The 26,129-nt window shown below is 29.5% G+C and carries 18 protein-coding genes; 14 read left to right on the top strand and 4 right to left on the bottom strand.

All coding sequences use genetic code 11. The features are described 5' to 3' along the window. Window positions 1-31 precede the first annotated feature (31 nt). Window positions 32-613: a TetR/AcrR family transcriptional regulator gene (locus L3B96_RS08580; RefSeq protein WP_077856203.1), complete on the bottom strand. Its 582-nt coding sequence runs from the start codon at window positions 611-613 to the stop codon at window positions 32-34. Window positions 614-803: 190 nt separating this feature from the next. Here L3B96_RS08580 and L3B96_RS08575 point away from each other — a divergent pair, with 190 nt between their 5' ends. From L3B96_RS08575 to L3B96_RS08565, 3 genes are all read left to right on the top strand, one after another. Beyond that, window positions 804-2,150, top strand: coding sequence for a TolC family protein (locus L3B96_RS08575; RefSeq protein WP_238860309.1), 1,347 nt, complete (start codon window positions 804-806; stop codon window positions 2,148-2,150). Between the two features lie 91 nt (window positions 2,151-2,241). Further along, window positions 2,242-3,450, top strand: coding sequence for a biotin/lipoyl-binding protein (locus L3B96_RS08570; protein ID WP_238860308.1), 1,209 nt, complete (start codon window positions 2,242-2,244; stop codon window positions 3,448-3,450). Between the two features lie 13 nt (window positions 3,451-3,463). Continuing rightward, window positions 3,464-6,544, top strand: a complete 3,081-nt coding sequence (locus tag L3B96_RS08565; protein WP_238860306.1) for an efflux RND transporter permease subunit — start codon at window positions 3,464-3,466, stop codon at window positions 6,542-6,544. Between the two features lie 124 nt (window positions 6,545-6,668). Here the strand turns inward: L3B96_RS08565 and L3B96_RS08560 are convergent, their stop codons facing one another. Next, window positions 6,669-7,811, bottom strand: a complete 1,143-nt coding sequence (locus tag L3B96_RS08560; protein WP_238860304.1) for an epoxide hydrolase family protein — start codon at window positions 7,809-7,811, stop codon at window positions 6,669-6,671. Window positions 7,812-8,116: 305 nt separating this feature from the next. Here L3B96_RS08560 and L3B96_RS08555 point away from each other — a divergent pair, with 305 nt between their 5' ends. Further along, window positions 8,117-8,968 (top strand): AraC family transcriptional regulator, encoded by an 852-nt coding sequence (locus L3B96_RS08555; RefSeq protein ID WP_238860302.1) that lies wholly within the window; start codon window positions 8,117-8,119, stop codon window positions 8,966-8,968. A gap of 530 nt (window positions 8,969-9,498) precedes the next feature. Then, window positions 9,499-11,877 (top strand): EAL domain-containing protein, encoded by a 2,379-nt coding sequence (locus L3B96_RS08550; RefSeq protein WP_238860300.1) that lies wholly within the window; start codon window positions 9,499-9,501, stop codon window positions 11,875-11,877. Between the two features lie 44 nt (window positions 11,878-11,921). Here the strand turns inward: L3B96_RS08550 and L3B96_RS08545 are convergent, their stop codons facing one another. Next, window positions 11,922-12,467 carry a DUF6512 family protein gene (locus L3B96_RS08545; RefSeq protein ID WP_238860298.1) on the bottom strand — a complete coding sequence of 182 codons (546 nt, stop codon included), beginning with the start codon at window positions 12,465-12,467 and terminating at the stop codon, window positions 11,922-11,924. A 1,139-nt stretch (window positions 12,468-13,606) separates the two neighbouring features. Here L3B96_RS08545 and L3B96_RS08540 point away from each other — a divergent pair. The 3 genes from L3B96_RS08540 to L3B96_RS08530 all read left to right on the top strand — a co-directional run bounded on the left by L3B96_RS08540 (window position 13,607) and on the right by L3B96_RS08530 (window position 15,538). Then, a complete protein-coding gene (locus L3B96_RS08540) occupies window positions 13,607-14,356 on the top strand; it encodes a class I SAM-dependent methyltransferase (protein ID WP_238860296.1) in 750 nt (249 codons plus the stop codon). A 179-nt stretch (window positions 14,357-14,535) separates the two neighbouring features. Then, a complete protein-coding gene (locus L3B96_RS08535) occupies window positions 14,536-15,144 on the top strand; it encodes a uridine kinase (protein WP_238860294.1) in 609 nt (202 codons plus the stop codon). Between the two features lie 85 nt (window positions 15,145-15,229). Beyond that, window positions 15,230-15,538: a nucleoside triphosphate pyrophosphohydrolase gene (locus L3B96_RS08530; RefSeq protein ID WP_238860292.1), complete on the top strand. Its 309-nt coding sequence runs from the start codon at window positions 15,230-15,232 to the stop codon at window positions 15,536-15,538. Window positions 15,539-15,865: 327 nt separating this feature from the next. Here the strand turns inward: L3B96_RS08530 and L3B96_RS08525 are convergent, their stop codons facing one another. Continuing rightward, window positions 15,866-16,423, bottom strand: a complete 558-nt coding sequence (locus L3B96_RS08525) for a TetR/AcrR family transcriptional regulator (RefSeq protein ID WP_238860290.1) — start codon at window positions 16,421-16,423, stop codon at window positions 15,866-15,868. 640 nt (window positions 16,424-17,063) lie between these two features. Here L3B96_RS08525 and L3B96_RS08520 point away from each other — a divergent pair. From L3B96_RS08520 to L3B96_RS08495, 6 genes are all read left to right on the top strand, one after another. Then, window positions 17,064-18,257 carry a multidrug efflux MFS transporter gene (locus L3B96_RS08520; protein ID WP_077831677.1) on the top strand — a complete coding sequence of 398 codons (1,194 nt, stop codon included), beginning with the start codon at window positions 17,064-17,066 and terminating at the stop codon, window positions 18,255-18,257. Between the two features lie 40 nt (window positions 18,258-18,297). After that, window positions 18,298-18,894, top strand: coding sequence for an isochorismatase family protein (locus L3B96_RS08515; protein WP_238860288.1), 597 nt, complete (start codon window positions 18,298-18,300; stop codon window positions 18,892-18,894). A gap of 599 nt (window positions 18,895-19,493) precedes the next feature. After that, window positions 19,494-20,156 (top strand): CAP domain-containing protein, encoded by a 663-nt coding sequence (locus L3B96_RS08510; protein WP_238860286.1) that lies wholly within the window; start codon window positions 19,494-19,496, stop codon window positions 20,154-20,156. A gap of 559 nt (window positions 20,157-20,715) precedes the next feature. Continuing rightward, window positions 20,716-22,434, top strand: coding sequence for a methyl-accepting chemotaxis protein (locus L3B96_RS08505; protein WP_238860284.1), 1,719 nt, complete (start codon window positions 20,716-20,718; stop codon window positions 22,432-22,434). A gap of 555 nt (window positions 22,435-22,989) precedes the next feature. Next, complete coding sequence (locus tag L3B96_RS08500) at window positions 22,990-24,528, top strand: rhomboid family intramembrane serine protease (protein WP_238860282.1); 1,539 nt, start codon at window positions 22,990-22,992, stop codon at window positions 24,526-24,528. 471 nt (window positions 24,529-24,999) lie between these two features. After that, a complete protein-coding gene (locus L3B96_RS08495) occupies window positions 25,000-26,046 on the top strand; it encodes a cell wall-binding protein (RefSeq protein ID WP_238860280.1) in 1,047 nt (348 codons plus the stop codon). Window positions 26,047-26,129 lie beyond the last annotated feature (83 nt).

The raw sequence follows: 26,129 nt of genomic DNA, 5'->3' as shown, positions 1-26,129 counted from the left end.
AAGATCTTGTTTTAGCAGATGGAATTCCTGTCTATTTATCAGTTGTATCTAATTTGTCAATCAACATATCCCCATATTTAACCATTTCATCAATACTTAGAGGCATATTATTTTCAAGCCACCAAATGGCCAAACTAACCATTGAAGAAGAATAAAATTCTGAAAGAATTGGCGCAGGGATTAAAAATATTAGTCCATTAGCTTCGTCACTTTCCAATCTAGATTTTGTACGTCCGACTACTATTTTTTGAAGTACTTTTATTGTGGAACCATTATTTAATAGGCCGACTGAATACATCTTTATATTTTCTTGCATATGTTCTAATAGAAGTCTAAATAAATTTACATAGTATTGCCTTGGATTATCAACTGGAGTCTGTTCAGTGCTTTTTTCTTCAAAGTTTTGGACTAATTGACTAATTAAAGAATCAAGCAAATGATATTTATCTTCAAAATGTTTATAGAAGGTAGTTCGATGGACCATTGCCTTCTCACAGATATCAGTAATTGTTATATTATCGAAGCTTTTTTCAGAAAGTAAAAGTGTTAAAGCATCAAATAATAATTTATGTGTCCTTCTTATTCTTAAATCAAGAGTTTTATTATTAGTCATAAGTTCCTCCTAAGGAAATAATCTACACATATGTAATTGTGCAGATTAACTATATAGATTAAGGTTATTGTTTCTTGATAACCCTCATACAACAGTATATAGTATTTGTTGTACACCTGTAAAGTTTGTATACATGTGTAGAATATAAAAACTGTATTTAAATATTTTGATAATGAAGAGGTGGATATTAATGAGACGAAATATAAAAAATCTGATTGCTGTTGGAATTTTAGTAAGTATTATAAATAGTAGCACTGCACCAGTATTTGCAACAGAATCTACATCTACCGAAAGTGAAAATATCTCAAGACAAGCGCAAAATCATACTAATAGGGGGGAAAACGTAAGTATCGGACAAGGTACACATGATGATGTAGATAAGAGAGTTCTAAAATTAACTGATGCAATAAACGCGGCAATAAGTAATAGTGATAAGTTTGCTTTAAAATTGAAACAAATAACCTATTATCGAAATAAAGAGGATCTTCAAGAAAAAAGCACTGATTTCAATAAATCCTTAGCAGAAGATAATTACTCTAGTGATGTATATGATTATCCTTACGATAAACTTGAACTGCAGGAAAAGCAGACAAAACAATCAAGAGATTTCATGGAGGATCAAATATCGAGTGATATTATCAACAAATATAATGATATGATTTTAAAGCAAATTGATATAGATAAATTAAAAAGAAACTTGGAATTAAATAAAAATGATTTAACTTATTTAAAAGGAAAGCTGTCGCTCGGAATGGCAACCGAAAACCAAGTTACTGATGCTGAGGTTGAATTAAAATCATTACAAGATGACATAACAGCAAAGGAAAATGCCTTAAGTGATGCTAAAGATTATTTCAAAGTGTTAACTGATTTAGATTTAAAGAATACTTACATACTTGATTATGATATGGATTATGAAAAATTTAAAATAGATGGTTCAGTTGAGGAGTATATAGATGATAAGCTTAACAGCTATTTTGAATATGATGATAAAATATTAGATTTAACTAAGGACTATCTGAAAGATTTGAAGGATGAAGGAATAAAAGACATTATGAATAAAGAGATACCAATAGCACCTAAACAATCCGATTATGTTACAACTGATGCCAATGGTAATTCTACATTAGATTCTGGTGGGCTTGCTTTGTCGTTAATAGCATATGAACAAAAAGAATTAAAGTATTATGCAGATCTTAAGAATTATGAAGCTTACCTAGATGGTAAATACAGTTATGATGAATCAAAAGTTAAGTTAGATGATACAAAAAAGAATCTTAAAAATATATTAAAACAAAATTATTCAACGCTTCTTGATATTGAAAATAAAATAGATAACTTAAAGGAACAGGTTAATTCAACAAATACTAAACTTAGATTTGCAAAAGCTCAAGTAGATATGGGCTTAATGCTTCAAAATGATTATGACAAACAAGTTATAGCAAGTGAAGAATTGGATACTGCTTTAAGAAAACTTATTTATATTCATAATAACTTGAGAGATAGTATTCAAAAGCCATGGATATTAAGTAACTAATAAATTTTTTCAATAAATAAAAATTATTCAGGAAAATGAACTCAATAAATATCATGTTTCATGTACGATATGGTGAATATAAGGAGGATATATGAATAAGAAGATAATAGCTATTTGTTTGGTAATTTTAAATTTTACAATATTAAGTGGATGCAGTAAAAATGATAAAAAAGTAGATGCAAAAACTTATCCAGTAAAAACAGTAGAACTTCAAAATCAAAGCCATTCAAGTGATTTAGAATATGAGGGTATAACAGGAGGAAGTGAAGTAAGAAAGCTTTCCTTCAAAAGTCCAGCTAAAATTTCAAAAATATATGTTGTAAAAGGTCAACAGGTGAAAAAAGGAGATACCCTGGTTGATTTAGATAAAAGTGACTTAAATTTGGCAGAAAATGCTGCAAAAGCTCAAATGGATGCAGCACAAGCACAATATGATAAAGCAGTGAATGGAGCACAAGCCGAGGATATAAATAAAGCTCAGATAGCAGTAAAAAATGCTCAGGATGAGTATAATTACTGCAAGGATTTATATGATAAAACCGTTAATTTATTTCAAATAAAGGCAGCTACACAGCAGCAGGTTAACGATCTTAAAATTAAATTAGATGGTAGTGAAAGCCAGTTAAATGCAGCAAAGGAAACATTGACACAGCTTCAAAATGGAACAAGGGAAGAGGATAAGCAAGCAGCATTGGCACAGGTAAATGCTGCAAAAGCTAATTATGATTCAAAGGTTAATTTAGTTCAAGATGCATCTCTTGTAGCAGATGAAGATGGTTATGTAGTAGATGTCCTTTGTAAAGAAGGAGAAATGCAACAAGCTGGGTATCCAGTAATTTTAGTTAGAAGTGACAATCAAGTGGTTACTGCAGGAATATCTGATGATGATGTAAAGAAAATACAGGTAGGAACAAAAGCAGAAGTTAAAATAGATGACACTACTACTGATGGAGAAATTATGAATATAGTTCAAGCACCTGATAAACAAAGTGGAACTTACAGTGCAGAAATCAAAATTTTAAATCCAATAGATAATGATAAATATTACGTAGGCCAATCTGTGAAAGTTTATATTGATAATGGAGAAAAGAGTGGCATATGGATTCCAATTACCAGCATTTTGAATGATGGACAAGATTATGTTTATACAGTGGAAGATGGACGTGCTGTTAGGAAAAATGTAACTTTAGGAGATACAAATGAAAATGAAGTATGCATAGAGGGATTAGAAGTTGGAGAAAACCTTATTACTGAAGGTATGAAAAATATAAAAGCTGGATATCAGGTTTCAGCAGAATAAAGGGGGATGAATTATGGGATTGATTAAAGCGGCTATAAAAAATAAAAAAATAGTAATATTCTTAATAACTATAGCTATTTTAAGTGGATGTTATTGCTATTATATTGTTCCTAAGCAGGAAATGCCAGATGTTTCATCTCCAGCAGCAATGATTACAACAATTTATCCAGGAGGTTCTCCTAGTGATATAGAAAGTTTAGTTTCAAAAAAAGTTGAAGAAAAAGTTGAAGAAATAGATGGTTATGATTATTGTGAGTCTTACTCTGTAAATAATGCTTCAATAGTTGTTGTTTTCTTAACTAATGATGCTGATAAAGAGAAAGCATGGCGTGATATGAGAGATAAGGTAAAAGATCTAAAATCAGATCTCCCAGATGGATGTCAAGATAGTGAGATAAATACGAAACTTACAGAGACTGCCGGTATGATTTTAAGTGTATCAGGAGATAATTATTCATATGAACAATTGGGAAATTATGCAGATGATATAGAGAAGCAGCTAAGCAATGTTAATGGTATTTCAAGATTTGATATAAAGGGTAAACAAGATAATCAGGTAAAAGTGGAGGTTGATTTAAATAAGATAAACAAATATTCAATTTCTTTTGAAGACATATGTGGAGTATTAAAAGCTCAAAATATAGATATTCCATCAGGGTCTTTAAATTTAAAAGAAGGAAAAATAAAAGTTGAGACACCTGGAAGTTTTACATCTCTTAAGGAGATAGAAGATACAGTGGTAAATGTTTCAACTGACACTGGACAAACTATTAGGATTAAAGATATAGCAAAGGTTTATATGGGGTATGATGATGATTCAAATTATAAATTTACTGCTAATGGAGAAAATTCCGTATTAATTGTCGGTTACTTTCAAGATAATAAAAATATAGTTTTAATAGGTAAGGATATAACAAAAAAGTTAGATGAGATAAAAAAACAATTACCACCAGATTTGAAAATAGATCAAGTTACTTTTCAGCCTAAGGCTGTAGATGAATCAGTTTCTTTCTTTATGGAGAACCTTAGAGATGGTGTAATTCTGGTAGTTATAACCGTTTTAATAGGAATGGGATTTAGAAATGCAATGGTAGTATCAGCAGTAATTCCGATATCTATAGCTATGTCATTTATTGCTATGAATGCTCTTGGTATTAAAGTCCAGGAAATGTCTACCACAGCACTTATTATAGCTCTTGGAATATTAGTAGATGATGCCATTGTAATAGGCGATGTTGTGCAGGTAGGTGTTGATGAAGGCATGTCTGGAGATGAAGCTGCTTTTCATGGTATTAAAAAATTATTTGTGCCTGTATTTACATCAACATTGATTATTATTGGTGCTTTTTCACCACTTTTAAATATACCTGGTGGAGCAGGAGAATTTTTAAGAACTTTGCCTCAGGTAGTAATGATATGTATTGCATGTTCTTACTTATCAGCGCTGTTTGTAACTCCTGCTATGGCATCTGTATTTTTTAGAAAAAGTAAAAAAGTTGAGAAGGAAAGTATAGTCAAAAGGTTTTTCCATAAACTTTTAACTTACGGACTTAAGAATAAAATAAAGATTATTATAATATGTTTATGTTTATTTGCAGTATCCATAGGTTTGTTAAATTCAATAGGAACGAAGTTCTTTCCTTATGCAGATAAAGATATTCTTTATATAGACATTGCTAATGAAAAAGTGGATAATATCGACAGTACGAGTGATTTAGTAAAACAAGTTGAAGATATAGTAAAATCAGATGAAGATGTTACAAGTTATACTTCAGCCATAGGTGGTGCTGTACCTAAATTTTATATTACTATACCTCCTCTTGCACCAGCAAAAGATAAAGCTCAAATTATGATGAACATAGACCTAAATAAAACCAAAAAGTTCAGTACAAGACAAGAATTAGCTGAGTATTTACAAAGTCAAATAGATAGTAAAATATCCGGAGGTACTGCAACAGTAAAACTCTTGGAACAAGCAATGCCAACAGGTGCACCTATTCGTATAAGACTTACAGGAGATGATTTAGATAAGCTTTATGCGGCTTCAGATCAAATACAAGAAAAATTAAATGGTATTCCAGGAACTACAAATGTAAGAGATGATGCAGCAAAAAAGACTTATCAATATGAAGTAGATATAGATAGTACTAAGGCAGTACAGCATGGTTTATTAAAATCTGATATAGAAAAGCAGATAAGCATTGCTATAAGAGGATATGCTGCTTCTGTATACAGAAAAAATGGAAGTGATTACGATATACTAGTTAAAAGTAATGCTACATCAGTTGAAGATTTAAAAAATTTACAAGTGAAATCCAGCCTTGCAAAAAACAAGGTATTGTTATCAGAAGTAGCAACTATAAAACTTGATTCACAGATAGACCAAATAAAACATTATAAGAAAGATAAAACTGTAACAGTATATAGCGATATAAAAACTGGTTATAATGCTGTTACCGTAGAAAATGCATTAAGTCCGGAAATAAATAAGATGGATATAGACGGCGTAAATGTTATTTATGATGGTGAGAAACATCAAATAGATTTGAATTTTACAAGTCTGGGTATAGCTGCAGCTATGTGTATACTAATAATTTATGTGATTTTATTTGTTCAATTTAAATCTTTTGTACAGCCACTTATAATAATGTGTGCACTTCCACTATCATTAATAGGAGTAACAGCGGGGCTTCTCATATTTAAGATGCAGCTATCTTTAACTGCTGTAATGGGAATAATAAGTTTAATTGGAGTAGTTATAAGAAATGGTATTCTGCTTGTGGAATATATAATTGAAGGAAGAAAAGAAGGTCTTTCTATAGATGAAGCATGCTTGCATGCTGTAAGTCAAAGATTCAGGCCGATAATACTAAGTTCTGTAGCAACTATTACAGGTCTTATACCACTTGCATTTTCAAAAAGTGCGTTATTTGAACCTATGTCTGTAACCATAATATTTGGACTTGCATCAGCTACTTTCCTTACATTCGTAGTTGTTCCAGTGGTTTATTCTTTAGTTAATACTAGGTTAGAGGAGAGGCCAATAAAGACGGATAAGATAAGTATTAAATTACTGAAGTTTTGGAAAAAATAAGGTTAAGTATATAAAATAGCTACTATTCACGATGTTAATATTTAAAATAGTAGCTATTTTATTAGCATTTGTGATCATTGAATAAGGGGAGGTTTAGCAATAGAAAAATTAAATAAGTTTAGGCTTATCTATAAGTTCTAAAGAATGTACGAATTTCTTCAGCAAAATGTTCAGGATCTTCCATAGCCGTAAAATGTCCTCCTTTAGGCATTGTAGTCCAGCGGGTGATATTTAGATTGCGCATAGCCCATTCTTTTGGTGGTAGCAATACATCAGCTGGGAATAAAGCCATGCCTGTTGGCACATCTATGTGTCCCATTGGTGGCAATGAATGTGTATTTTCATAATATGCGTTTGCTGATGAGCCTATGGTATTTGTGAACCAATAGATCATTATATTAGTGAGAAGTTCATCTTTTGTAAAGATTTTATTAAAATCCCCATTACAATCACTCCAATTGAGAAATTTTTCTATGATCCATGCAGCTAGGCCCACAGGTGAGTCAGAAAGTCCATAGGCAATGGTTTGAGGTTTTGTAGATTGAATAGACATATAACCTCCCTCATTTGAAATCCATTCTGAAGCAATTTTCTTATAATTCAATTCATCTTTTGAAAGCTCTGTATCATCTGATATCATAAGATCTCTGATAATTCCAATATCAGTTAGATGGATTCCTATTAGAAGTTCTGGATGGTTTAATGCTAAGTATCTTGTAACACCTGAACCCATATCTCCACCTGCAGCAGCAAACTTACTGTAGCCAAGTTTTTCAGTCATTAGCTTTGCCCAAAGCTCAGAAACACGATAATTATTCATACCACTATGTTTTGAAGCACTAGAAAAACCAAAACCAGGTAGTGAAGGGATAATTACATCAAAAGAATCATTAGGATCACCACCATAACTTGCAGGGTCAGTAAGGAGTGTGATGATCTTTTGATAGCGTATGAAACTGTCAGGCCATCCATGAGTAAGTATAATAGGGGTAGGGTTAGGTCCTTTACCTTTTTCGTGTATAAAGTGAATATCTATCCCATCCACATTACAGCGAAAATGAGAAAAACGGTTTAATTCTTTTTCTTGTGCACGCCAGTCAAACTCATCCTTCCAATATGAAACAAGTGATTTTAAATAATTTATATTAGTGCCTCGTTCCCAACTTGAGTTTTCTAACTGTTCAGGCCAGCGTATATGATCCAATCTGTATTTTAAATCATTAAGTACCTCATCAGATACTTGGATATTGAATTTTTTAATAGACATAATAATTCTCCTTTCATATAAGTTATGAACAGTAAGTTATTAATAAACTTATTTTGCATAACTTTCTTTAATTCTTAATAATAGTCTACCATTTAGAAAATATGATACAATGTCATAAATGAAGCTTTTAACTATACTATTTGTAAAAGAACAAGAACAAAATCTCAAAGGCGACTGTGGAGCCGTCGACTTTTGATATGGGGATTTTTTTAGCATTTGTCTTAGATTTTGCTATTGATTAATGAAAATATAAATGGTAATTTAAATTTATTATTTATTTTAATGTACCCAATGGAGGAATGCTTATGCCACAAATGGATCGTCACAAGAATAGAACTGTATATATAGAATTTATTGCAAATGAAAACTTTGTAAGTCTTCCTTATAAGGAGCGTTTAACTATAACTTTTATTACGAGTGGAAGCCTGAATTTACAACTAAATGGTCGCCCTGCAAAAATTGTCGCTCCAAGTATTCTTTGTTTATCGATGGAGGATAAAATACAAGTTCTTGAAAAACAAGATGTATCTTCGCAATCATTTTGTTTCCATCCAGATTTTTTTAATACAGCTCATTTCTCAGAAAATACTGGATATCTGTCAACTAATCTAAAAATAAAAACTGGTCTTTTACTTTTTGGAAAAGATAAAATTCATACTAGGGTATATGCTGTAGATGAGAAAATATATTTGAAATTATATGAGTGGTTTTTTATTATGGGAACAGAAGTATATGCACAAAGTGACTCGCTTTGGGTGTGTAGAATAAAAAAATACTTAATACAAATACTTGGATTGATTGAAGAGCTAAACCACCATAGCGAAGAATCACCTGTTAATTTGGTTTTAGAATATATACATATAAACTATTCTGATAAAATAACATTGGAAGATTTAACAAGATGTGCTCATTTGAATCGTGTGTCACTAAATAAAAGTTTTCAGGATATATGTGGTTGCACAGCAATGGCCTACTTACTAGCGTACCGCTTAAAGGTTTCTGAGAGTCTATTGACTCATACTGATATGAGCTTAAACGAAATTGCACGTGCCACTGGCTTTGAATATGATACATATTTTATAAAACAATTTTTGGCTAAAAAGGGTATGACTCCAACAGAGTTTAGGAAAAACTCACGAGAGTTTTCAAGTCACTAATAAAAAATGTGAAATATATTTGAGAAGATAAATAATACTATTTAAGAAATGGAATTAGTAATAGAGGATGCTGAAGTTTATAAAAATCGGAATCCTCTATATTTATTGTATCTAATGTATTGTAATCTTATTTTAAGAATATAATATATTCTTAAAAGTATAATTCATAAAAGCCTACCTTAACTACTAGATGATGCAAGTTAGATAGTCTTATAAGCTGCGAGTGTATCATTTAGAACTTATATATGCACTAATAAAAAGTCTAATCATTAGTAGAAGCTTATGTATGCAAATGAAAATTATTGGTAAAAAGATGAATATTTTTATTGTGTATAGATTTACAGAACTTGAATATTTATGAAATTAAGAATAAAATGATATAATGACAGAAAATGTTGAAATATGAAATTATTTATTAGAAACGTATAAAATTTAAGTTATAGTTTCTCAATAATTATATAAAGTAAAAATCTATTAAAATATTTTATGCCGGAGGTGGTTTTATTTATATTAGTTTATTTATTTCATTAATGTTATGTTGCGTTTTTTATTCGTTTATAGGTATTTACGGATACAGGATGGACAAAAAATCAAAAGCTAATCAAATATTTTTAAATTTAAGCATGTGTTGTGCTGTTTGGGCATTTGGATATGCAATGATGCTGACTTGTGAAAATATTAATATAGCCTTTTTTTGGAGGGCTGTTTCAATTTTTGGTTATTGTTTTTTTTCTGGTTATTGGCTGTATTTTGCATTTGTATTAAATAATGAGAAAGAAAGTAAATACAATCGGATTATAATAATTTTAGCCCACGTTCCTGCAGTATTATTATTTATGCTAAATATTATAGTTGAACCATCTTCAGCTATGATTAGAAGACCTTATGGATGGATTGATGTGGCTCCAAATTTATTTGGTCAAATTGCATACAGCATATGTTCTATAATTTTTTATGTATCAGGTCTTGTAATGCTATTTAATAGAGGGAGATATTCAAAAAAGAATAGGATAAGAAAGCAAAATAAAATTATTTTATGGACATGTTTTATAAGTATTACCATAGGGGTATTAACAGATATTATTTTACCTATGTTTGGAATTCTTGTCTTTCCTTCAGCAGTTTTGAGTGGAACTATAGCTTTGGGTGGTGTTTGCTATGCAATAAGTAAGCACAGGTTTATGTTAACTACTTCGAAGTATTTATCAGAATACATTTTTAATAGTGTTAAGAACCCAATATTTATTTTAGATGAGAATTTTGCAATCCAAAATTGTAATGAAGCGTCATCAAATATAACAGATTATAAATTTAAAGAATTAGAAGGAAAGATGTTCAGCGATTTAATATCTTATAAAAATATTGATTTTAATACTATAATAGAAAATAGTTATATGAGAAATGTAGAGGTTAATTTACAACAAAAAGATGAAGGATACATTGTATGTGAATTATCAAGTACAGTTATATATGATGAGTATGACGATAAACTAGGTATTGTAATTTTGATACATGATATTTCAGAAAGAAAGAGAATAGCAGAAATAGAAAAGAAATATACTTTAAAACTGGAAAGAAAAAATTCGAAACTTGTAGATCAAATAAAAGATAAGATACTTGCAGAAGAAAAAATACGTCATTATGTATATTATGATGCTCTCACAGAAATTCCTAATAGAAAAATGATGTTAGAAAATATTAATGAACTATTAAAAAATAAAGATAAAAAATTTGCAATTCTTTTTATAGATTTAGATGATTTTAAAAATATAAATGATAATTTTGGACATCAAGTTGGTGACAAAGTTCTTAAAAAAGTAGCATCTACATTGAAAGATTCTATAGGTTCACAGGATATAATTAGCAGAATTGGTGGAGATGAGTTTATAATTATATTGAAAAATGTAGAGTCTGATATATACATTAAAGAAATCGCTCTAAGAATACAAAATGAATTGAAAAAGCCAATTACTTATAATGAAGAATCTTTAATTCTTGGAGCAAGTATAGGAATAAGTATATTCCAAGAGCATGGAGAAGATTCAGATACTTTGATTAACAATGCAGATTTAGCTATGTATGAAGTTAAGAAAAATGGTGGTTATGACTTTGCTATATATTCACCTAAAATGGAACATAAAGCAATTGATAAATTAGAAATGAAGATGAAATTAAATAAAGCATTATCAAATAATGAATTTATGGTTTATTATCAACCTATTATGGATTTAAAGTCAATGAAAGTGTTAAATTCAGAAGCGCTTATAAGATGGAAGCAAGGGGATAGAATTATTCCGCCTATAGAATTTATTCCTATAGCTAAAAGTGTAGGAGAAATAATACCAATCGATAATTGGATGTTAGAAAATGCTTGTATACAGTGCAAAAAGTGGAATGAAATTGGATCGCATGAATTTAGTGTATCAGTAAACACCTCTTATTCTCAATTAAAGCAACCTGAATTTGTATCACTCGTTCAAAATATATTAGAGGCATATTCTCTGCCGCCTGAATACCTGAACCTAGAAGTTACTGAAGATGAGGCCATGGAGGATTTTGAAACAATTATAAACATATTGGAACAATTTAAGAGTATGGGAATAAAAATATCATTAGATGATTTTGGAACAGGCTATTCATCTCTTAATTATGTAAATAAATTGCCTATTGATAAAATAAAAATTGATAAATCCCTTATAATGAATTTGGAAACAAACTATAAAAATCTAACTATTATCAAATCCATAATAAATATGGGGCATAGTTTAGATATTAAAATTGTTGCAGAAGGAATTGAAACAAAAGAACAGCTTAGAATCTTAAACGAACTTAAATGTGATTTCATCCAAGGGTATTTAATAGGAAAACCTATGGAAGCAGCAGAGTTTGAGCATAAGTTTATTAATTAAGTTTCCGTTTAAAATTAACCTGATCCATATAAAGCGGATTTATTTTAATGAATTCCATACTGCTTAGTAATGGGGTCCATAAAAATCGGCAATTTAGGAGGAAGAAAAGTAAAAAATGTAAAGCAAATTACTATTAAAGAACCTATTATAATAGATAAATAAAAATGAAGCATAGTTAATGTTGCATATTTATAAATATGCAAAGATAAACATTGAGCAATCGAAAGTCCTAAAAATAATGAAAATATGTCAAGAAATAATGATTGTATTCCAAGAGCACCTGTGTAGGTATAGAAAAAGCAAGTTATAACAATACAGCTAGTAATAACTGAAATGACAGAGCATATGGCCCAGATATACAAGTTAACTTTATCTCGAAATATTAAAATGCCTAGTATATACCAAATAAAAGTAGGATAGGTAGAAAGTTTTAAATGTTCCCAGATACTTTCGTTAACAGGAGTAAAGATACCTACTATAACTGATTTACCACTCCAATCATATGCAAAGTGAGCTAATGAACCAAGTAAAAAAGTAATTGGAATACCGATAATAAACCAAAATTCAGGACTTAAAAGCATGTTATTCATAATTTAGATACATCTCCAATTTAAATTCTATGACTGCTTTAAATAAAGTTATGGATACCCAACTATAAAACTAGATTTATGTGTTAACTTCCCGAAATCATAAATATTTTGATTCCGAAAAGCTATGAAAATATCGCTGAAGGTTCTAAGCAGCAGGTTGTATCCACTTTAGCATGCTCCAACTTTCCTAGGGAAGCTCGACTCATTACATTCGCTGAGGAAGTTCGAGAACCCAAAATAAAATTTTGGACTCTCACTTCACAAGCTAAAATGGAACAACCTACAGCAAGAACCTTTAACAGCTTATTTTTAAATGTTTTCTCCACAAATATATTTATGATTTCTAGTGGAGATATGAACTTAAAGTTTTAGCAGTCTTGTAGGTGTGTTAATCTAATAAGCTGAATTTTTAAATTGTTTATCTATATAAACTAATAATAAAGCAGTTTCATATAATAAATATATGTATCATAGATGGAAATTAAAACCTAAAAGCCTTATGTAAAATTCTGCTTAGGTAATTTATATATAAATGTTATAATTTCCAATGTGCAATTCACAATTACGACTAAAATTTTTGCAATATTTTTATAATTATAATGAAGAATTATTTTTAAAGTTTATATTATATAAGTAGGAGAATTTTTAAAAATAACGAGTGGTACAACAATTTTATATAGATAAATTAATCATAAGTTAAGTTTATATTATGAAATATATTCTAACTAGAAATAAGAATTATGCTTTTGTAACCACAAGGGTCATAATATGAAATGTTTCATTAGGAATTTGATGGCTCTGATTCTTAGATTAAAAGTTGTCCCAAGTATGCTTGTTCAAAAAGTGAGAATCGAAATTTCATATTTCGTTCTTCGAACTTTCTCTGTGAGCGCTCGTCTTTGAGGCTAGCATCTTGGGCGCAACTTGTGATCTTAGAATCATCCATCATAATTTCCTTAGAAACTGGAACAACAGCATAATCCTTATTTCGGTGAGCTATATCCATGACTTCAAATTTTAGTTTGGTTACCTATATAAATCATAGTTATATAAAGTATAATTAATATGCATTTCAATTATGGTATCTGTTTTGATATACTATTTTTAATGTCAGGTATATTTAAAATGGAGGTGTTTTTATGAATATTAAGTGGAATGCTAAAGGGTATACAAAAAATTTTCAGTTTGTGCATCAATATGGTGAAGATGTTTTAAATTTGTTAGATATTGAGAAAGGAATGAAAGTCTTAGATCTTGGATGTGGTAATGGAGCATTAACGAAAAAGATTTCGGACATGGGGGCAGACGTAATTGGTATGGATGCATCAGGAGAAATGCTGGAAATCGCAAAAAGAAATTATCCTGAACTAACATTTATACAGGATGATGCAGTGAAATTTACTTTAAATGAACAAGTTGATGCGATATTTTCTAATGCAGTTTTTCATTGGATTGATAATCAAGATGGATTGCTAGAGAGTGTTTATAATGGATTAAAAATAAATGGAAACTTAGTATGTGAATTTGGTGGATACGGATGCACAGAAACAATTCATTCAACTTTGCAAAAGGTTTTTGAAGCAAGGGGATTAGACTATACGAGAACATTCTATTTTCCAACTATTGATGAATATACTCCTATTCTTAAAAAGCATGGACTACAAACAGTATATGCAGCATTATTTGATCGTAAAACTGCACTTATAAGCGAAAATGGAATGAAGAATTGGATTGAAATTTTTGTTATACAGCCTTTTAAAGGCTTGGATGATTCGTTAAAAAATGAAATTATTGATGAAGCAGTAAAAAGCTTAAAACCTATTCTATATCAGAATGGAGTATGGTATGCAGATTATGTGCGCATTAGATTGAAAGCTAGAAAAATATAAGATATATAAATATCTATAGAAAAGATACAAATTTAGAGGAATATCAATCATAAATGGTGAACAAATATATTATAGTAATAAAATAATATTAAAGCTATAAGAACATGTATAGTAATTAACAAAGCACTGCTTTTAGCAGGAGTTTATGTAAAGTAAGCCTTTAAATATTGGAGGAAATAATGAATAAAGAACGTAAACCACATATTTATAATGAATATAAATATGTATTTGATGAAATTAAGAATTTACTAAAAGATAATAAAAAATTAGTAATAGCCATTGATGGAAGATGTGGCGGGGGGAAGAGTTCATTAGGAGCAATGCTTGCAGAAGAGTTTGATTGTAGCCTTTTTCATATGGATGATTTCTTCCTTCCTCCAAGAATGAAAACAAAAGAACGACTAGCAGAACCTGGTGGAAATGTTCACTACGAAAGATTTGAGGAAGAAATATTAAAGCCACTAAAAAACAACGAGCCTGCTGTATATAGAAAATATTTATGCAATAAAGGGGAGCTAAGTCAGCCTATAAAAGTAGAACCTAAGAATTTAACTATAGTTGAAGGAAGCTATAGTCTGCATCCTACATTAAGGGATTATTATGATTATAAAATTTTTATAACTATTGATTCAGAAGTGCAGCATGAACGAATTCTAAAACGTAATGGTGAAGAAAAACTTCAGGATTTCATAAACAAATGGATTCCACTAGAAGAACATTACTTTACAGAACTAGACATTGAGAATAAATGTGACATAATATTTGATACTACAAATATAAAGAGATAGATGAAAAGTTCATTTAGATAATACGATTTTTAATAAAAATATTAAAATACGGGAATGTGGATAATTGTGAAAAGAGTGAGAATTAATGAAAGTATATAATAAATTAGTAAGAGATAAAATCCCAGAAATAATAAAAGCTGATGGAAGAGAATGTGATATAGACGTCGCAACTAAAGAAGAGAAGTATGAGCTTTTAGAAGCAAAACTAAAAGAAGAAGTTAATGAATTTTTAGAAGATAAGAATCTAGAAGAATTAGCTGATATTATGGAAGTTTTGTTTGGACTTGCTGACAGCCTAGGGTTTAGTGAAGAAGAACTTATAAAAGCTAGAGACAAGAAAAGAGAAGAACGTGGGGGATTTAAGGAAGGGATTGTCCTTAAAAGTACAAAATGATTTTGTTGTAAAAATACAACAGCAATAGAGGTAAATGACAGAATATGTTGGTTTTCTAGGTTATTTTCGCATGTTTAAAAAGATAGGCGTAAAAAATTCTAACTAAAAGCCATATATGATTTTACTAAAGAGAGTTTACACAAAGTAAGCTCTCTTTTTATGTTAAGAAAAATATACAAATTTGGATCTTGAAAATCAAGTTATTTAAATAGTTAATGCATATTGGTCATACAAGAATCTTAAAATCCTATAACAAAGGGGGAGGTGGCTTAATCACTTTGTTTTGTTAAGTATACTCATATTATATTTTCTTACCTTTCACAAGAGTTATTTGTTAAGTGACGAGATAAAGTCATCTATCATGAATTTAAGGGTATCTTCTAAATCCACATCGCCTTGAAAATATCCAAAGGAATATAATGAAATAAAACCATGTAAGAGACTTCTTAAAGTTCGGCTTTTATGAACCAAAAGAATTTCATCCTTAATGTAAGACTTTAAAATTTTATGAATAATATGAGTTATTTTTCTCATCAAATTAAATAATTCATTATTTTTAGTGCTAGGAATACTGATAAAAAGTTTATAAGCTGTCTTATTTTCAAAAGCAAATTCTTTATAAACACTAGCATATTCTCTTATGGCATCATAACCACTCTTGCCAATCAGCCTCTGCATCAATTTTTGATTTAGCTCATTCAACATATATACCGTCATTTCAATTTTAAGTTCATCCATATTATTAAAGTGATTATACAAAGAAGGATATTTTACATCCAATTTTTCAGCGATCTTTTGAAAATTAAGTTGATTAATACCAATTTCATCTGCTAGACAAAAAGAAACTTGAATAATCTTTTCTCTGGTTAGATTTCTTTTGTGCATACACTTTTCACTCCTATAATCTTAAAAAAATAGTTTAATGTTTAAAAAAATATATATGTTGCTATAGTAAATTTACATTTAAAACTCTAATAAAGCAAATGTTAATCAAGAGCATGATGTTGAAACTTAATTGCAATATATAATTATAAAAACATTTTGGATTATATAATATAATTATAAACTATATTTTATAATTTACAAACTATAAAATATAGTTTATAATCAAATTGAAGATAATAAACAGAAAAATTAAGGGGGAAGTAATAGAAACTTTATCAAGATATTAGTAATTACTAATATTTTTTATTCTTTAGGAATTTATATTCCAGTAAAATCTGTGGATAAATTAAAAAAGGTTGATTGGATAGTTTGGGTATTTTTAAAAGAATAAAAAAGAAATCTTATTCGCCTGCCAAATTTTTCTCACATGGTTCGAAAAGGCAGATGCGTGAAAAAAATCTACACATATGAAAAGAGTGCGAAGCACAATACGGAACTTAACCACAGTCGCCTGCGATTTTTTTATTCTTTAGCAAATTGTAATGTGGTTAAATTTGAGGATAATTTATATAAAAGGCTATTCAGATGAGGTTACATGTAATTTTGTTCTTAATTTATACAAATAGAAAGGAGTATGCTTATGGAAATATGGAGAAAAAATTTAATAGTGTGTTGGTTTGGGATATTTGTTGCCGCCATAGGGATGAGTCAAATCGCTCCAGTATTGCCAATCTACATACAGCATCTTGGAGTTCAAGATACAGCATCAATTACAAAAATTTCAGGAATTGCATTTGGAATTACTTATGTAATTTCAGCTATTTTTTCACCAATTTGGGGTAGTGCCGCTGATAAATATGGACGAAAGCCAATGATTCTTAGAGCAAGCCTTGGTATGGCCATAACTATAGGGTGTATGGGATTTGCACCAAATGTATATGTTCTAATAGGGTTAAGATTACTTCAAGGGGTAATCACAGGGTATAGCACAGCATGCACAGCACTTATTGCAACTCAGACAGATAAAGAAAATGCAGGATATGCTTTAGGTACACTTTCAACAGCAAATATTGCAGGTTCGTTAATTGGTCCAACAATTGGTGGTTTCATAGATGAGGTCTTTGGTTTACAAAGCGTATTTTTCATAACAGCAGCATTACTTTTAATCTCATTTATTACAACTGTTTTATTTGTAAAAGAATCTTTTACTCGTGAAGATAAAGAGGTTCTAAGCATTAAGGATGTATGGAAGGTAATTCCAGAAAAAAACCTTACTATTACAATGTTTGTAACTTTCTTTGTATTAGCTGTTGCATTATATTCAGTTGAACCTATTGTAACAGTATATGTTAAGCAGTTATCAAATAATAGTAGTCATATTGTGCTTTTAGCTGGACTAACATTTTCAGCTTCAGGCCTTGCAAATATAATTGCTGCACCAAGACTAGGTAAACTTTCAGATAAAGTAGGGGCTCATAAAATAATACTAGCATGTACTATAGGTGCAGGAATAATTTTTATACCACAAGCTTTTGTAAAAGACACTTGGCAGTTAATGGGCCTTAGATTTTTATTAGGAATAGCATCTGCTGGGCTTAATCCATCTGTAAATATCGTACTAAAGAAAATAACTCCAGCATCTCTTACAGGCAGAGTATTTGGTTTTAACATGTCGGCAGGATATTTAGGGGCATTTGGAGGTGCAGTTCTAGGCGGACAAGTAGCAGGAAATTTGGGAATGAAATACGTATTTTTCATTACAAGTGCATTATTACTAATAAATGCAGTTTGGGTATATTTCAAAGTTTATAAAAAACTTAGTTTAAATCAATAATCATAACATAAATAAAATGAATGAAAAGGAGAAAAGAAAGATGGAAGATTTAAAATTAAACGAAAAGGAACTTATTAATGCTAAAACTAGCGCTCTTGTGCTTATAGATTTACAAAAAGGAATTGCAGCTGGAGGGATTTCAGGTTCACCTAATCCAGTTGATCAGGTAATTCAAAACGCTAGTAAACTAGTTAAGGAATTTAGTGAGAAAGGGGCATTTATAGTTTTAGTAAGAGTTTCAACTATAGATGGAAAAGATATGGTTAAGCCAAAAACAGATTTGGCTTCTAGTGGAATGAAATATCAAGAAGGCTGGGACGAACTTATACCTGAAATAGCAGGGACTAAGAATGCTCATATTGTTACAAAGAGGCAATGGGGAGCATTTTATGGTACTGATTTAGATTTACAGTTAAGACGTAGAGGGATTGATACAATTGTGTTAGGAGGAATTTCAACTAACATTGGAGTTGATACTACAGCAAGAGAAGCTTTCCAACATGGTTATAATCAAATTTTCGTAGAAGATGCAATGACAGCAATAAGTAAAGAAGAACATGAATATGTTTGTAAATATATATTCCCTAGAATAGGCAAGATTAGAACAAGTGAACAAGTGGTTTCTTTATTAAAATAAATACTGGAAAATAGATGAGAAGAAGATATAGAACATATAGCTGATCATATCTTCTTCTTTTTTATTATTAAAAAAATGTAGGGGAGTATCCTTGGCACTTTAAGATGTTAAATGATATTAGGCACATTAAAAAAATAATGAGTCTATTTGCCAGAAGAGGAAGTTCTACTCGCATTCGATAGCTGAATAAGCGAATTCACACAAAATCATAGATTGCACTGTGTGAAAGTTCGAAGAATGAAATATAAAATTTTGATTCTAACTTTTGGTTCACTAATTATCTTCAAATTGCTCTAATAAGCCAGCTATAAGGGCGATTGGCATCTTTGCCTGATGAAAAATAATCATGGAAACTTTGGATTTTTTATTTATTTTCATGAGCATTATGGTGCATAAAGACGCATACAAGAACATACTAAAGCAAGTTCAAGACAATATCATTTAAATCAATAAATTGAGAAGAATCCATGTTGAATATTGTCGAAAAGATGATAAGATAGAGACATGTCCTTACTCGAAAGCAACAAAAACTTAAAAAATACTTTTTGTTTAAATAAAAAACATGAGGACAAATAAAACATATAGAAGGAGAAAAACTAATGAGAAAGAATGGTTTAAGAAGAATAGTAACTACAGTTATTGCAGCTACAACAATAGGGAGTTTCTCATCATTAGGAGTATCTGCAGCAACAATCAATTCAAATGTTAACGATTGTAATAATATAAATATAAATAATTTTTTAAATACTAATTCATTTATGAATGCTTCTAATGGAAATAACGCTAATAATACAGATGCAGTTTCAAAAAGCAGCACAAATGCAGCATCAGTAAATGTACAGGGGTTACCTAATCTGCCGACAAATTATTCAATCAGCATGCAAAATTCTGCTGAGGATAAAATTCTTCAATTAATGAATGAAAAAAGAAAAGAAGCGGGTCTTCAGCCATTAACTATAGATAATACATTAGTGCAAGTTGCACGATATAAGAGTGACGACATGATTCAAAATAATTTCTTTGATCACACAAATCCAGACGGAACAAAGTGGACAAACTGGTTGCACACAATAGGCTATACTTATACTACAGCAGGAGAGAATATTGCATATAACACTTCTGACCCAGTTGAATTATTTAATCAATGGTGGAACTCACCAGGTCATAGAGCAAATATGATGAATGAAAAATATACTAAGGTTGGTATAGGTGTAATCTACGGAAATAACAAATACATGGGAACTCAAGAATTCTCAAACTAATTATTAATAATAAAAATAAGAGCTTATGTAAATAGGCTCTTATTTTTTACTGTATAAGTGTAAGTGTAGACTATAAATAAGTGGTTATACATTTGCGCTTATTTTTATTTAGTTACTTAATATATATGTTGTAAAATTAATTCTTCATCACAATTCTAAAAATATTGCAAGAATTTCAGTCGTAATTGTGAATTGTGAAATGTGCATTGCAACATATTATATACTAAAAATATTATATTTATATCTTTGTATTCAATCAATTATCATGGTGTAATCAGCATTTTTATAATGTAAAATTTCTTTGTAACTTTATAAATAAGTATACCTATTAATTCCAAAAGTAAAGGATTAGAGAATTATTAAAGTATAAGTGAAATATTGAGGATAAGATATTGAAATGTATAATATTAATTAATTATGTAACAAAAATCTTTGAAAATAATATGATAAAGTGTCAATGTTATGCGAAAAAAGTAAAAAATAGAATAAATATAATAGACATTATGATTTAAATTAAAGTATAATTAACGTATTGAGAAAAATATTGGGAGGGATAATGATGAGATTTAGTAAAATTAAGTTATCAAACAAACTAATTATAGCATTTTCATTAATGATTATTCTAATTATGGGAGTATCCTCACTAGCTATACTTAGATTAAGTCAAATTAATGGAACTATTAATCAATTAATTGACGTAGAAAATGAGAAAGTATCAGCTGCATATAATATGAGAGGAAGTCTTAACAAAATTGCAATTAGCATAAGAAATATATCGATTAGCAATGATATGAATTATATGAATGAGCAAAAAAAAATACTAGATAAGAATAAAATTATTTATTATGAAAACGAAGATAAACTTGGTAGCTTAGTTTATACTGAAAAAGGAAAAGAAATATATAAAGAAATAAAGAAAAATTCTGAATTAGCATTTTCAGCATTTGATGAAGCTGTTAATTTAGGGATGAGAACTGGAGTATCAACCGAAGAACTTCAAAATATGATTACTAAGATAGAGAAACCACAAGATGAATTACTTTTAAGTATAGAAAATATGATAGCTGCTCAAAATAATTTAATGAAATCACAAGGACAACTTTCTAAAGAGATAACAGATAGTTCTAAACAACAAATGGTTATACTATTAGTAGTAAGTATTATTATGGGAATTTTATTTATGCAGTTAATTAGAAAAAGTGTCATAAATCAAGTAAAAGAAGTTATGAATGGTGCAGGGAAATTAGCAGATGGTAACTTTGATATACAAATGAAAGTAGTTGCTAAAGATGAAATAGGAAATACTGTAACTGCATTAAATGGTGCAGTTGAAAAACTGAACGAAAGTATGTTGTTTATTAAAGATAAAAGCAGAAGTATTCTTGAGAGTAGCGAATTAACAAATAAAATGTTTTCAGAGGTAAGTTCTAAAGTAGATGAAATATCAGCAGCGACAGAAGAAATATCAGCGGGAATGGAAGAATCATCTGCAGCTGTTGAAGAAGTTACATCTATGGCTGTTACTGTAAAAGAGGAAGTTAACGTAACAGCTCAAAAAGCTCAAGAGGGATTAAATGTTGCACTGAATATACAAGAAAAAGCAGTTTCAATCAATAATGATTCTATTAAGTCAAGGGAAAATGCAGAGAGAATATATAGAGAAACAAAAATTGGATTAGAAAAAGCATTGAAGGAAGTTGAAGTTGTAAACGAGATATCAGAAATGGCAAAAAGTATAGATGCAATAGCAGCGCAAACTAATTTACTTGCACTAAATGCGGCAATAGAGTCCGCTAGAGCAGGGGAAGCAGGTAAAGGATTTGCTGTTGTAGCAGAAGAAGTTAGAAAACTTGCAGAACAGTCATCGCTAACAGTTTCTGAAATTCAGAATAAAATAAATGCTGTATTAGCTTCAGTTGGAAAACTTTCAGGTTCATCACAAGATATCTTATTATTTATAGAAAAAGAGGTTCTTAAAGATTATGATAAACTAATTACTATAAGTGCTGAGTATAAAAAAGATGGAGATACTGTTAAAGAAATTATAGGTAACTTTGCAGAAGTTTCTGAAAGTGTTTCTGAGTCTGTAGATCAAATTTCAAAAAGTATGGAAGATGTTGCAATTTCAGTATCAGAGGTAGCTAAATCATCCACTAATATTGTTTCAAATATTATTGATGTAAGCAGTAAAAATGAATCTATATTAGCTGCATCTAACAATAATGCAGAAAGTGCTTTAAAGTTAGAAGAAATTATAGATCAATTTAAATTAAAATAAAATATAAATATAAGGAAGACTTTATTTGTACACTTATATTCAACTATAATAATACAATAAATACTTTTTCCAATTGTCGCTAACTATAGGTATTATAAATGCAGATTAAGCAATAGATATTTAATCTGCATTTATTTAATGCTATTATGCCTATATCAAAGAGGTGCTGTTCATTTAACAGCACCTCTACTTAATTTGTGGCTGAAAAAAGACTGCAAGTGGTTAAAAATGATTATAAAATAAAAACCTAAAGTGCATCTAGAAAGGTTTGTTATGTTAGGTAAAAATTTCAACTATTACTTTTTATAGGTGATTAAATTTATTTATAAAACGAAAAAGTTGTTAGCAAAGACAAGGAAAATGAGAATATATTTGTAAAATAAGTAATTATTATGATAATATACTAATGTGTACTAGCAGTGATAAAATTGAGTAAGTTAACATAAATGACCTTAACCAGCTTAGGGATATAAAGTTAGAATATGTGTACAAATAAAAATAGGTTGAGTGTTAGTATAGCTTAAACGAACGTGAATACTGAGATAGGGGGATTGTATGTATAAAAATGAAATTGAAATAATAATGAAGAGCTTTACCCAATATAAAGATTTCATACCTTTATGTGATGAAGAAAACAAAGTAAGAACAGATGAAAAAGATAATATAATGATGAAAGATTATTTTGGCACAATGATTGTGCTGGAATTAATTAATGGAGACTTGTTTTCAGAAGAGGAAATAAGACAATATTTCATAGATGTGAAAGAAAATCTTTTAAACATTGATAAAAATAAAATTGTATATTCTTTCGGGATATTTATTTTTGAAAATGAGCCACCAATAGATAAAGTTAAGATTATTGAGGATAACCAGGTTAATAAAGTTACAGGTAAAAAATATTTAAGAAGCATAGTTGTGAACCTTGAAAAGCAAAGTGTTATGGGCCATTCTAAAACTAAAAGGGATGAGCTTGGAGTAAAAAAACATTTAAATAAGTATTTTAGTGAATATAAGAAAAGTGATAATCCCCTTGTAAGCTTTGAGGACATTGTAGAGAAAAAGAAATTAGAATCCAGAATTGAGTTTAAGAGTGAAAAACCAACAATTACATATATATTAATTGCATTAAATCTTTTAGTATTTGCAATAATGGGGTTATATTCATGGGATTCAGGTACAGATTACAATGCACTATTATTGCAATTTGGAAGTAAAGAAAATGGTCATATATTGCAAGGACAATATTGGAGGTTTATAGCACCAATATTTTTACATGCGAACATAGTTCATGTAGCTTTAAATTGTTACTCATTATATTTTATAGGCATTCTTGCTGAAAGAGTTTTTGGAAAAGCTAAGTCTATAGCTATATATTTTGCGGCAGGAATTTTGGGTAATATATTTAGTTTCGCATTTAATTCCAGTCCTGGAGTGGGAGCATCAGGAGCTATATTTGGATTATTTGGAGCTATACTTTTTATATGTATAGAGAAACCTGCATTATTTAAGTCTGGATTAGGAGCAAACATTGTTGGAGTAATATGCGTAAACTTATTTTATGGATTTACTAAATCAGGAATAGATAATTTTGCACATTTAGGAGGGCTTATAGGAGGATTAACTTTTGCAGGAATTTTCAATGAATCGAAAAAGAGGTTATGGTATTTTAATAGATATGTCTACTTATTACTAGCACTTATAATAACATCAGCAACAGTTTTGTGGGGCTTTAATAGTACTGAAAGTAAAACAACAAGATTAGTAACTCAACTAGAACAAAATTTTAAAGCACAAAATTGGAAAGAGGTTGAAAAAACTTCCAAGGAAATTTTGGCATCAAATCCATCTAAGGATATAAACACTTATGCTTTAAAATGCATTATTAATTCAGATATCTTTTTAATGAAATATGATGCTGCTGTTAACTATTCAAAAAACTTAGAACAATTAGACCCAAAAGATGGGCATTACTTTTTGGGAATAGTATATTATAATGCAAAAAATTTTAATTTAGCAAGAGAAGAGCTACTTAAAGCGAAATCACTTGGAGCTAAGTATGATAATATAGATGAAATACTAAAAAGTATGAAGTAAGCTATTTAAGGAAAGAACTAAAAATATAGGTTAAATAAAAACTATCTGTTTTTGATAAGAGTTTATGTAAAAGTAAGCTCTTATTCTTTAGCATAATAGATTTATAATAAATATTTTTAAAAATAATCAATTTTAATTCATTTGGAGATAGAAATAATGCTGAAGAAGGAATTTATTATTTAGGTAATAGGACTTCCTATGGTGAATTAAATAATGGGGAAGAGAATAAAGAATTTTATACTAAGAAAAATTCATATGGAAAGATTAAAAGTAATTATTAAAAGTTAATTTTAGAGCCTAAGTATACAAATTTAATTAATTTTTGAGATATTTATTTTTTATTCATTATATGCATATACTTGGACAGTTGAATTGATTGATAAATCACAAGAAAAAAATAATAAGCCAAAAGATAATACAGTTAAAAATGCAAATGCATAATAAAATTTAAAAATTTGAGGGGAAAATAAAATGATTAAAAAAGTAACAGTTGCTTTATATATTGCAGCAACTTTAATAATGGTAAGAACTATATGGGGGTTAGTCAACTTGGGACATAGTGATGCTACTAGCGTAACTATGACGGAAAAGTCTCAACCTGTTACTGGCTGGAATCAAAAAGATAACAAATGGTACTATTTGGGAAGCGATAGAAAAAGGGTAACCGGATGGATAAGAGATGGAGAAAAATATTATTATCTTAAAGATGATGGAAGTATGGCAGTTGGAAAAGTAGAAATTAATAATTCTACGTATGAATTTGATCAAAGTGGTGCGTTATTATGTAACTATATTAAAGGTGACGAATTATTGCCGAATAGCATTTTACCATCAAGAGAAAAAGTTGAAGAAACAGCTAAATATAATTGGTTTGATGAGAATGGAAATACATATTTTAGAGTGGGAAAAAGTGTTGCTGTTGGTTCATGGAATATAGATGGAGATTCGTATTGCTTTGATAAAAATGGAGTGATGTTAAAATGTGTTGTTTTTACTTCAACCTATGGAGTTGAGTATTTGTATGGAAGCGATGGAAAGTGTATACAAGTTTATGGTAATGAATTAATGAATGAAGTACCTAGCGGTGTAATGATAACAAAATCAGATACTGATAATCAGAAAGTTTTGTTAGATGATAGTAATATGATGGAAATAAGTCAATTGAGCTCAAATGGTGAAATAGTAAAAGGGAAAGGAATTAAGGCGACAAAAGATAAAACGAAAATGCAAGCAGAGACAAAAGGAAAAACTTTATATTGTAAGCCCAAGCAAATAATTCAATTAGGAAATATTAAAGTAAGTGGTACTGATACTAACAATTCATCATTTCCGAGCCTTGTAATAGTGTCTAAATCTACTGATGATAGCATTGCATTTGCAGGAGTTGAATCTAGTTTAAAGGATGGTTATCTAAGTGAACTTCACCCAATAATTCTAGCATATAAGCCAGGAAATACCACTGTTACAATAGATGTTAATGGAACGCAAACTACATTTGACATTGTTGTTGGGCAGTAGAAAAAATAAAGATTGATGAGTATTTTGAAAAAATATTAAAAGCGGTATCAATTATATAAAGCTTCTATTAGCAAGAATAGCGA

The sequence above is a fragment of the Clostridium sp. YIM B02569 genome (assembly GCF_022320765.1).
In the GTDB taxonomy this organism is placed as follows: domain Bacteria; phylum Bacillota; class Clostridia; order Clostridiales; family Clostridiaceae; genus Clostridium; species Clostridium beijerinckii.
The sequence above is the reverse complement of the archived record's forward strand: the minus strand, read 5'-3'. Positions and strand labels throughout refer to the sequence as shown.

Excerpts from the sequence above, each read along its gene's own strand:
- L3B96_RS08580 (WP_077856203.1), bottom strand. The coding sequence starts at position 613 with ATGACTAATAATAAAACTCTTGATTTAAGAATAAGAAGGACACATAAA.
- L3B96_RS08575 (WP_238860309.1), top strand. The coding sequence starts at position 804 with ATGAGACGAAATATAAAAAATCTGATTGCTGTTGGAATTTTAGTAAGT.
- L3B96_RS08570 (WP_238860308.1), top strand. The coding sequence starts at position 2,242 with ATGAATAAGAAGATAATAGCTATTTGTTTGGTAATTTTAAATTTTACA.
- L3B96_RS08565 (WP_238860306.1), top strand. The coding sequence starts at position 3,464 with ATGGGATTGATTAAAGCGGCTATAAAAAATAAAAAAATAGTAATATTC.
- L3B96_RS08560 (WP_238860304.1), bottom strand. The coding sequence starts at position 7,811 with ATGTCTATTAAAAAATTCAATATCCAAGTATCTGATGAGGTACTTAAT.
- L3B96_RS08555 (WP_238860302.1), top strand. The coding sequence starts at position 8,117 with ATGCCACAAATGGATCGTCACAAGAATAGAACTGTATATATAGAATTT.
- L3B96_RS08550 (WP_238860300.1), top strand. The coding sequence starts at position 9,499 with ATGTTATGTTGCGTTTTTTATTCGTTTATAGGTATTTACGGATACAGG.
- L3B96_RS08545 (WP_238860298.1), bottom strand. The coding sequence starts at position 12,467 with ATGAATAACATGCTTTTAAGTCCTGAATTTTGGTTTATTATCGGTATT.
- L3B96_RS08540 (WP_238860296.1), top strand. The coding sequence starts at position 13,607 with ATGAATATTAAGTGGAATGCTAAAGGGTATACAAAAAATTTTCAGTTT.
- L3B96_RS08535 (WP_238860294.1), top strand. The coding sequence starts at position 14,536 with ATGAATAAAGAACGTAAACCACATATTTATAATGAATATAAATATGTA.
- L3B96_RS08530 (WP_238860292.1), top strand. The coding sequence starts at position 15,230 with ATGAAAGTATATAATAAATTAGTAAGAGATAAAATCCCAGAAATAATA.
- L3B96_RS08525 (WP_238860290.1), bottom strand. The coding sequence starts at position 16,423 with ATGCACAAAAGAAATCTAACCAGAGAAAAGATTATTCAAGTTTCTTTT.
- L3B96_RS08520 (WP_077831677.1), top strand. The coding sequence starts at position 17,064 with ATGGAAATATGGAGAAAAAATTTAATAGTGTGTTGGTTTGGGATATTT.
- L3B96_RS08515 (WP_238860288.1), top strand. The coding sequence starts at position 18,298 with ATGGAAGATTTAAAATTAAACGAAAAGGAACTTATTAATGCTAAAACT.
- L3B96_RS08510 (WP_238860286.1), top strand. The coding sequence starts at position 19,494 with ATGAGAAAGAATGGTTTAAGAAGAATAGTAACTACAGTTATTGCAGCT.
- L3B96_RS08505 (WP_238860284.1), top strand. The coding sequence starts at position 20,716 with ATGAGATTTAGTAAAATTAAGTTATCAAACAAACTAATTATAGCATTT.
- L3B96_RS08500 (WP_238860282.1), top strand. The coding sequence starts at position 22,990 with ATGTATAAAAATGAAATTGAAATAATAATGAAGAGCTTTACCCAATAT.
- L3B96_RS08495 (WP_238860280.1), top strand. The coding sequence starts at position 25,000 with ATGATTAAAAAAGTAACAGTTGCTTTATATATTGCAGCAACTTTAATA.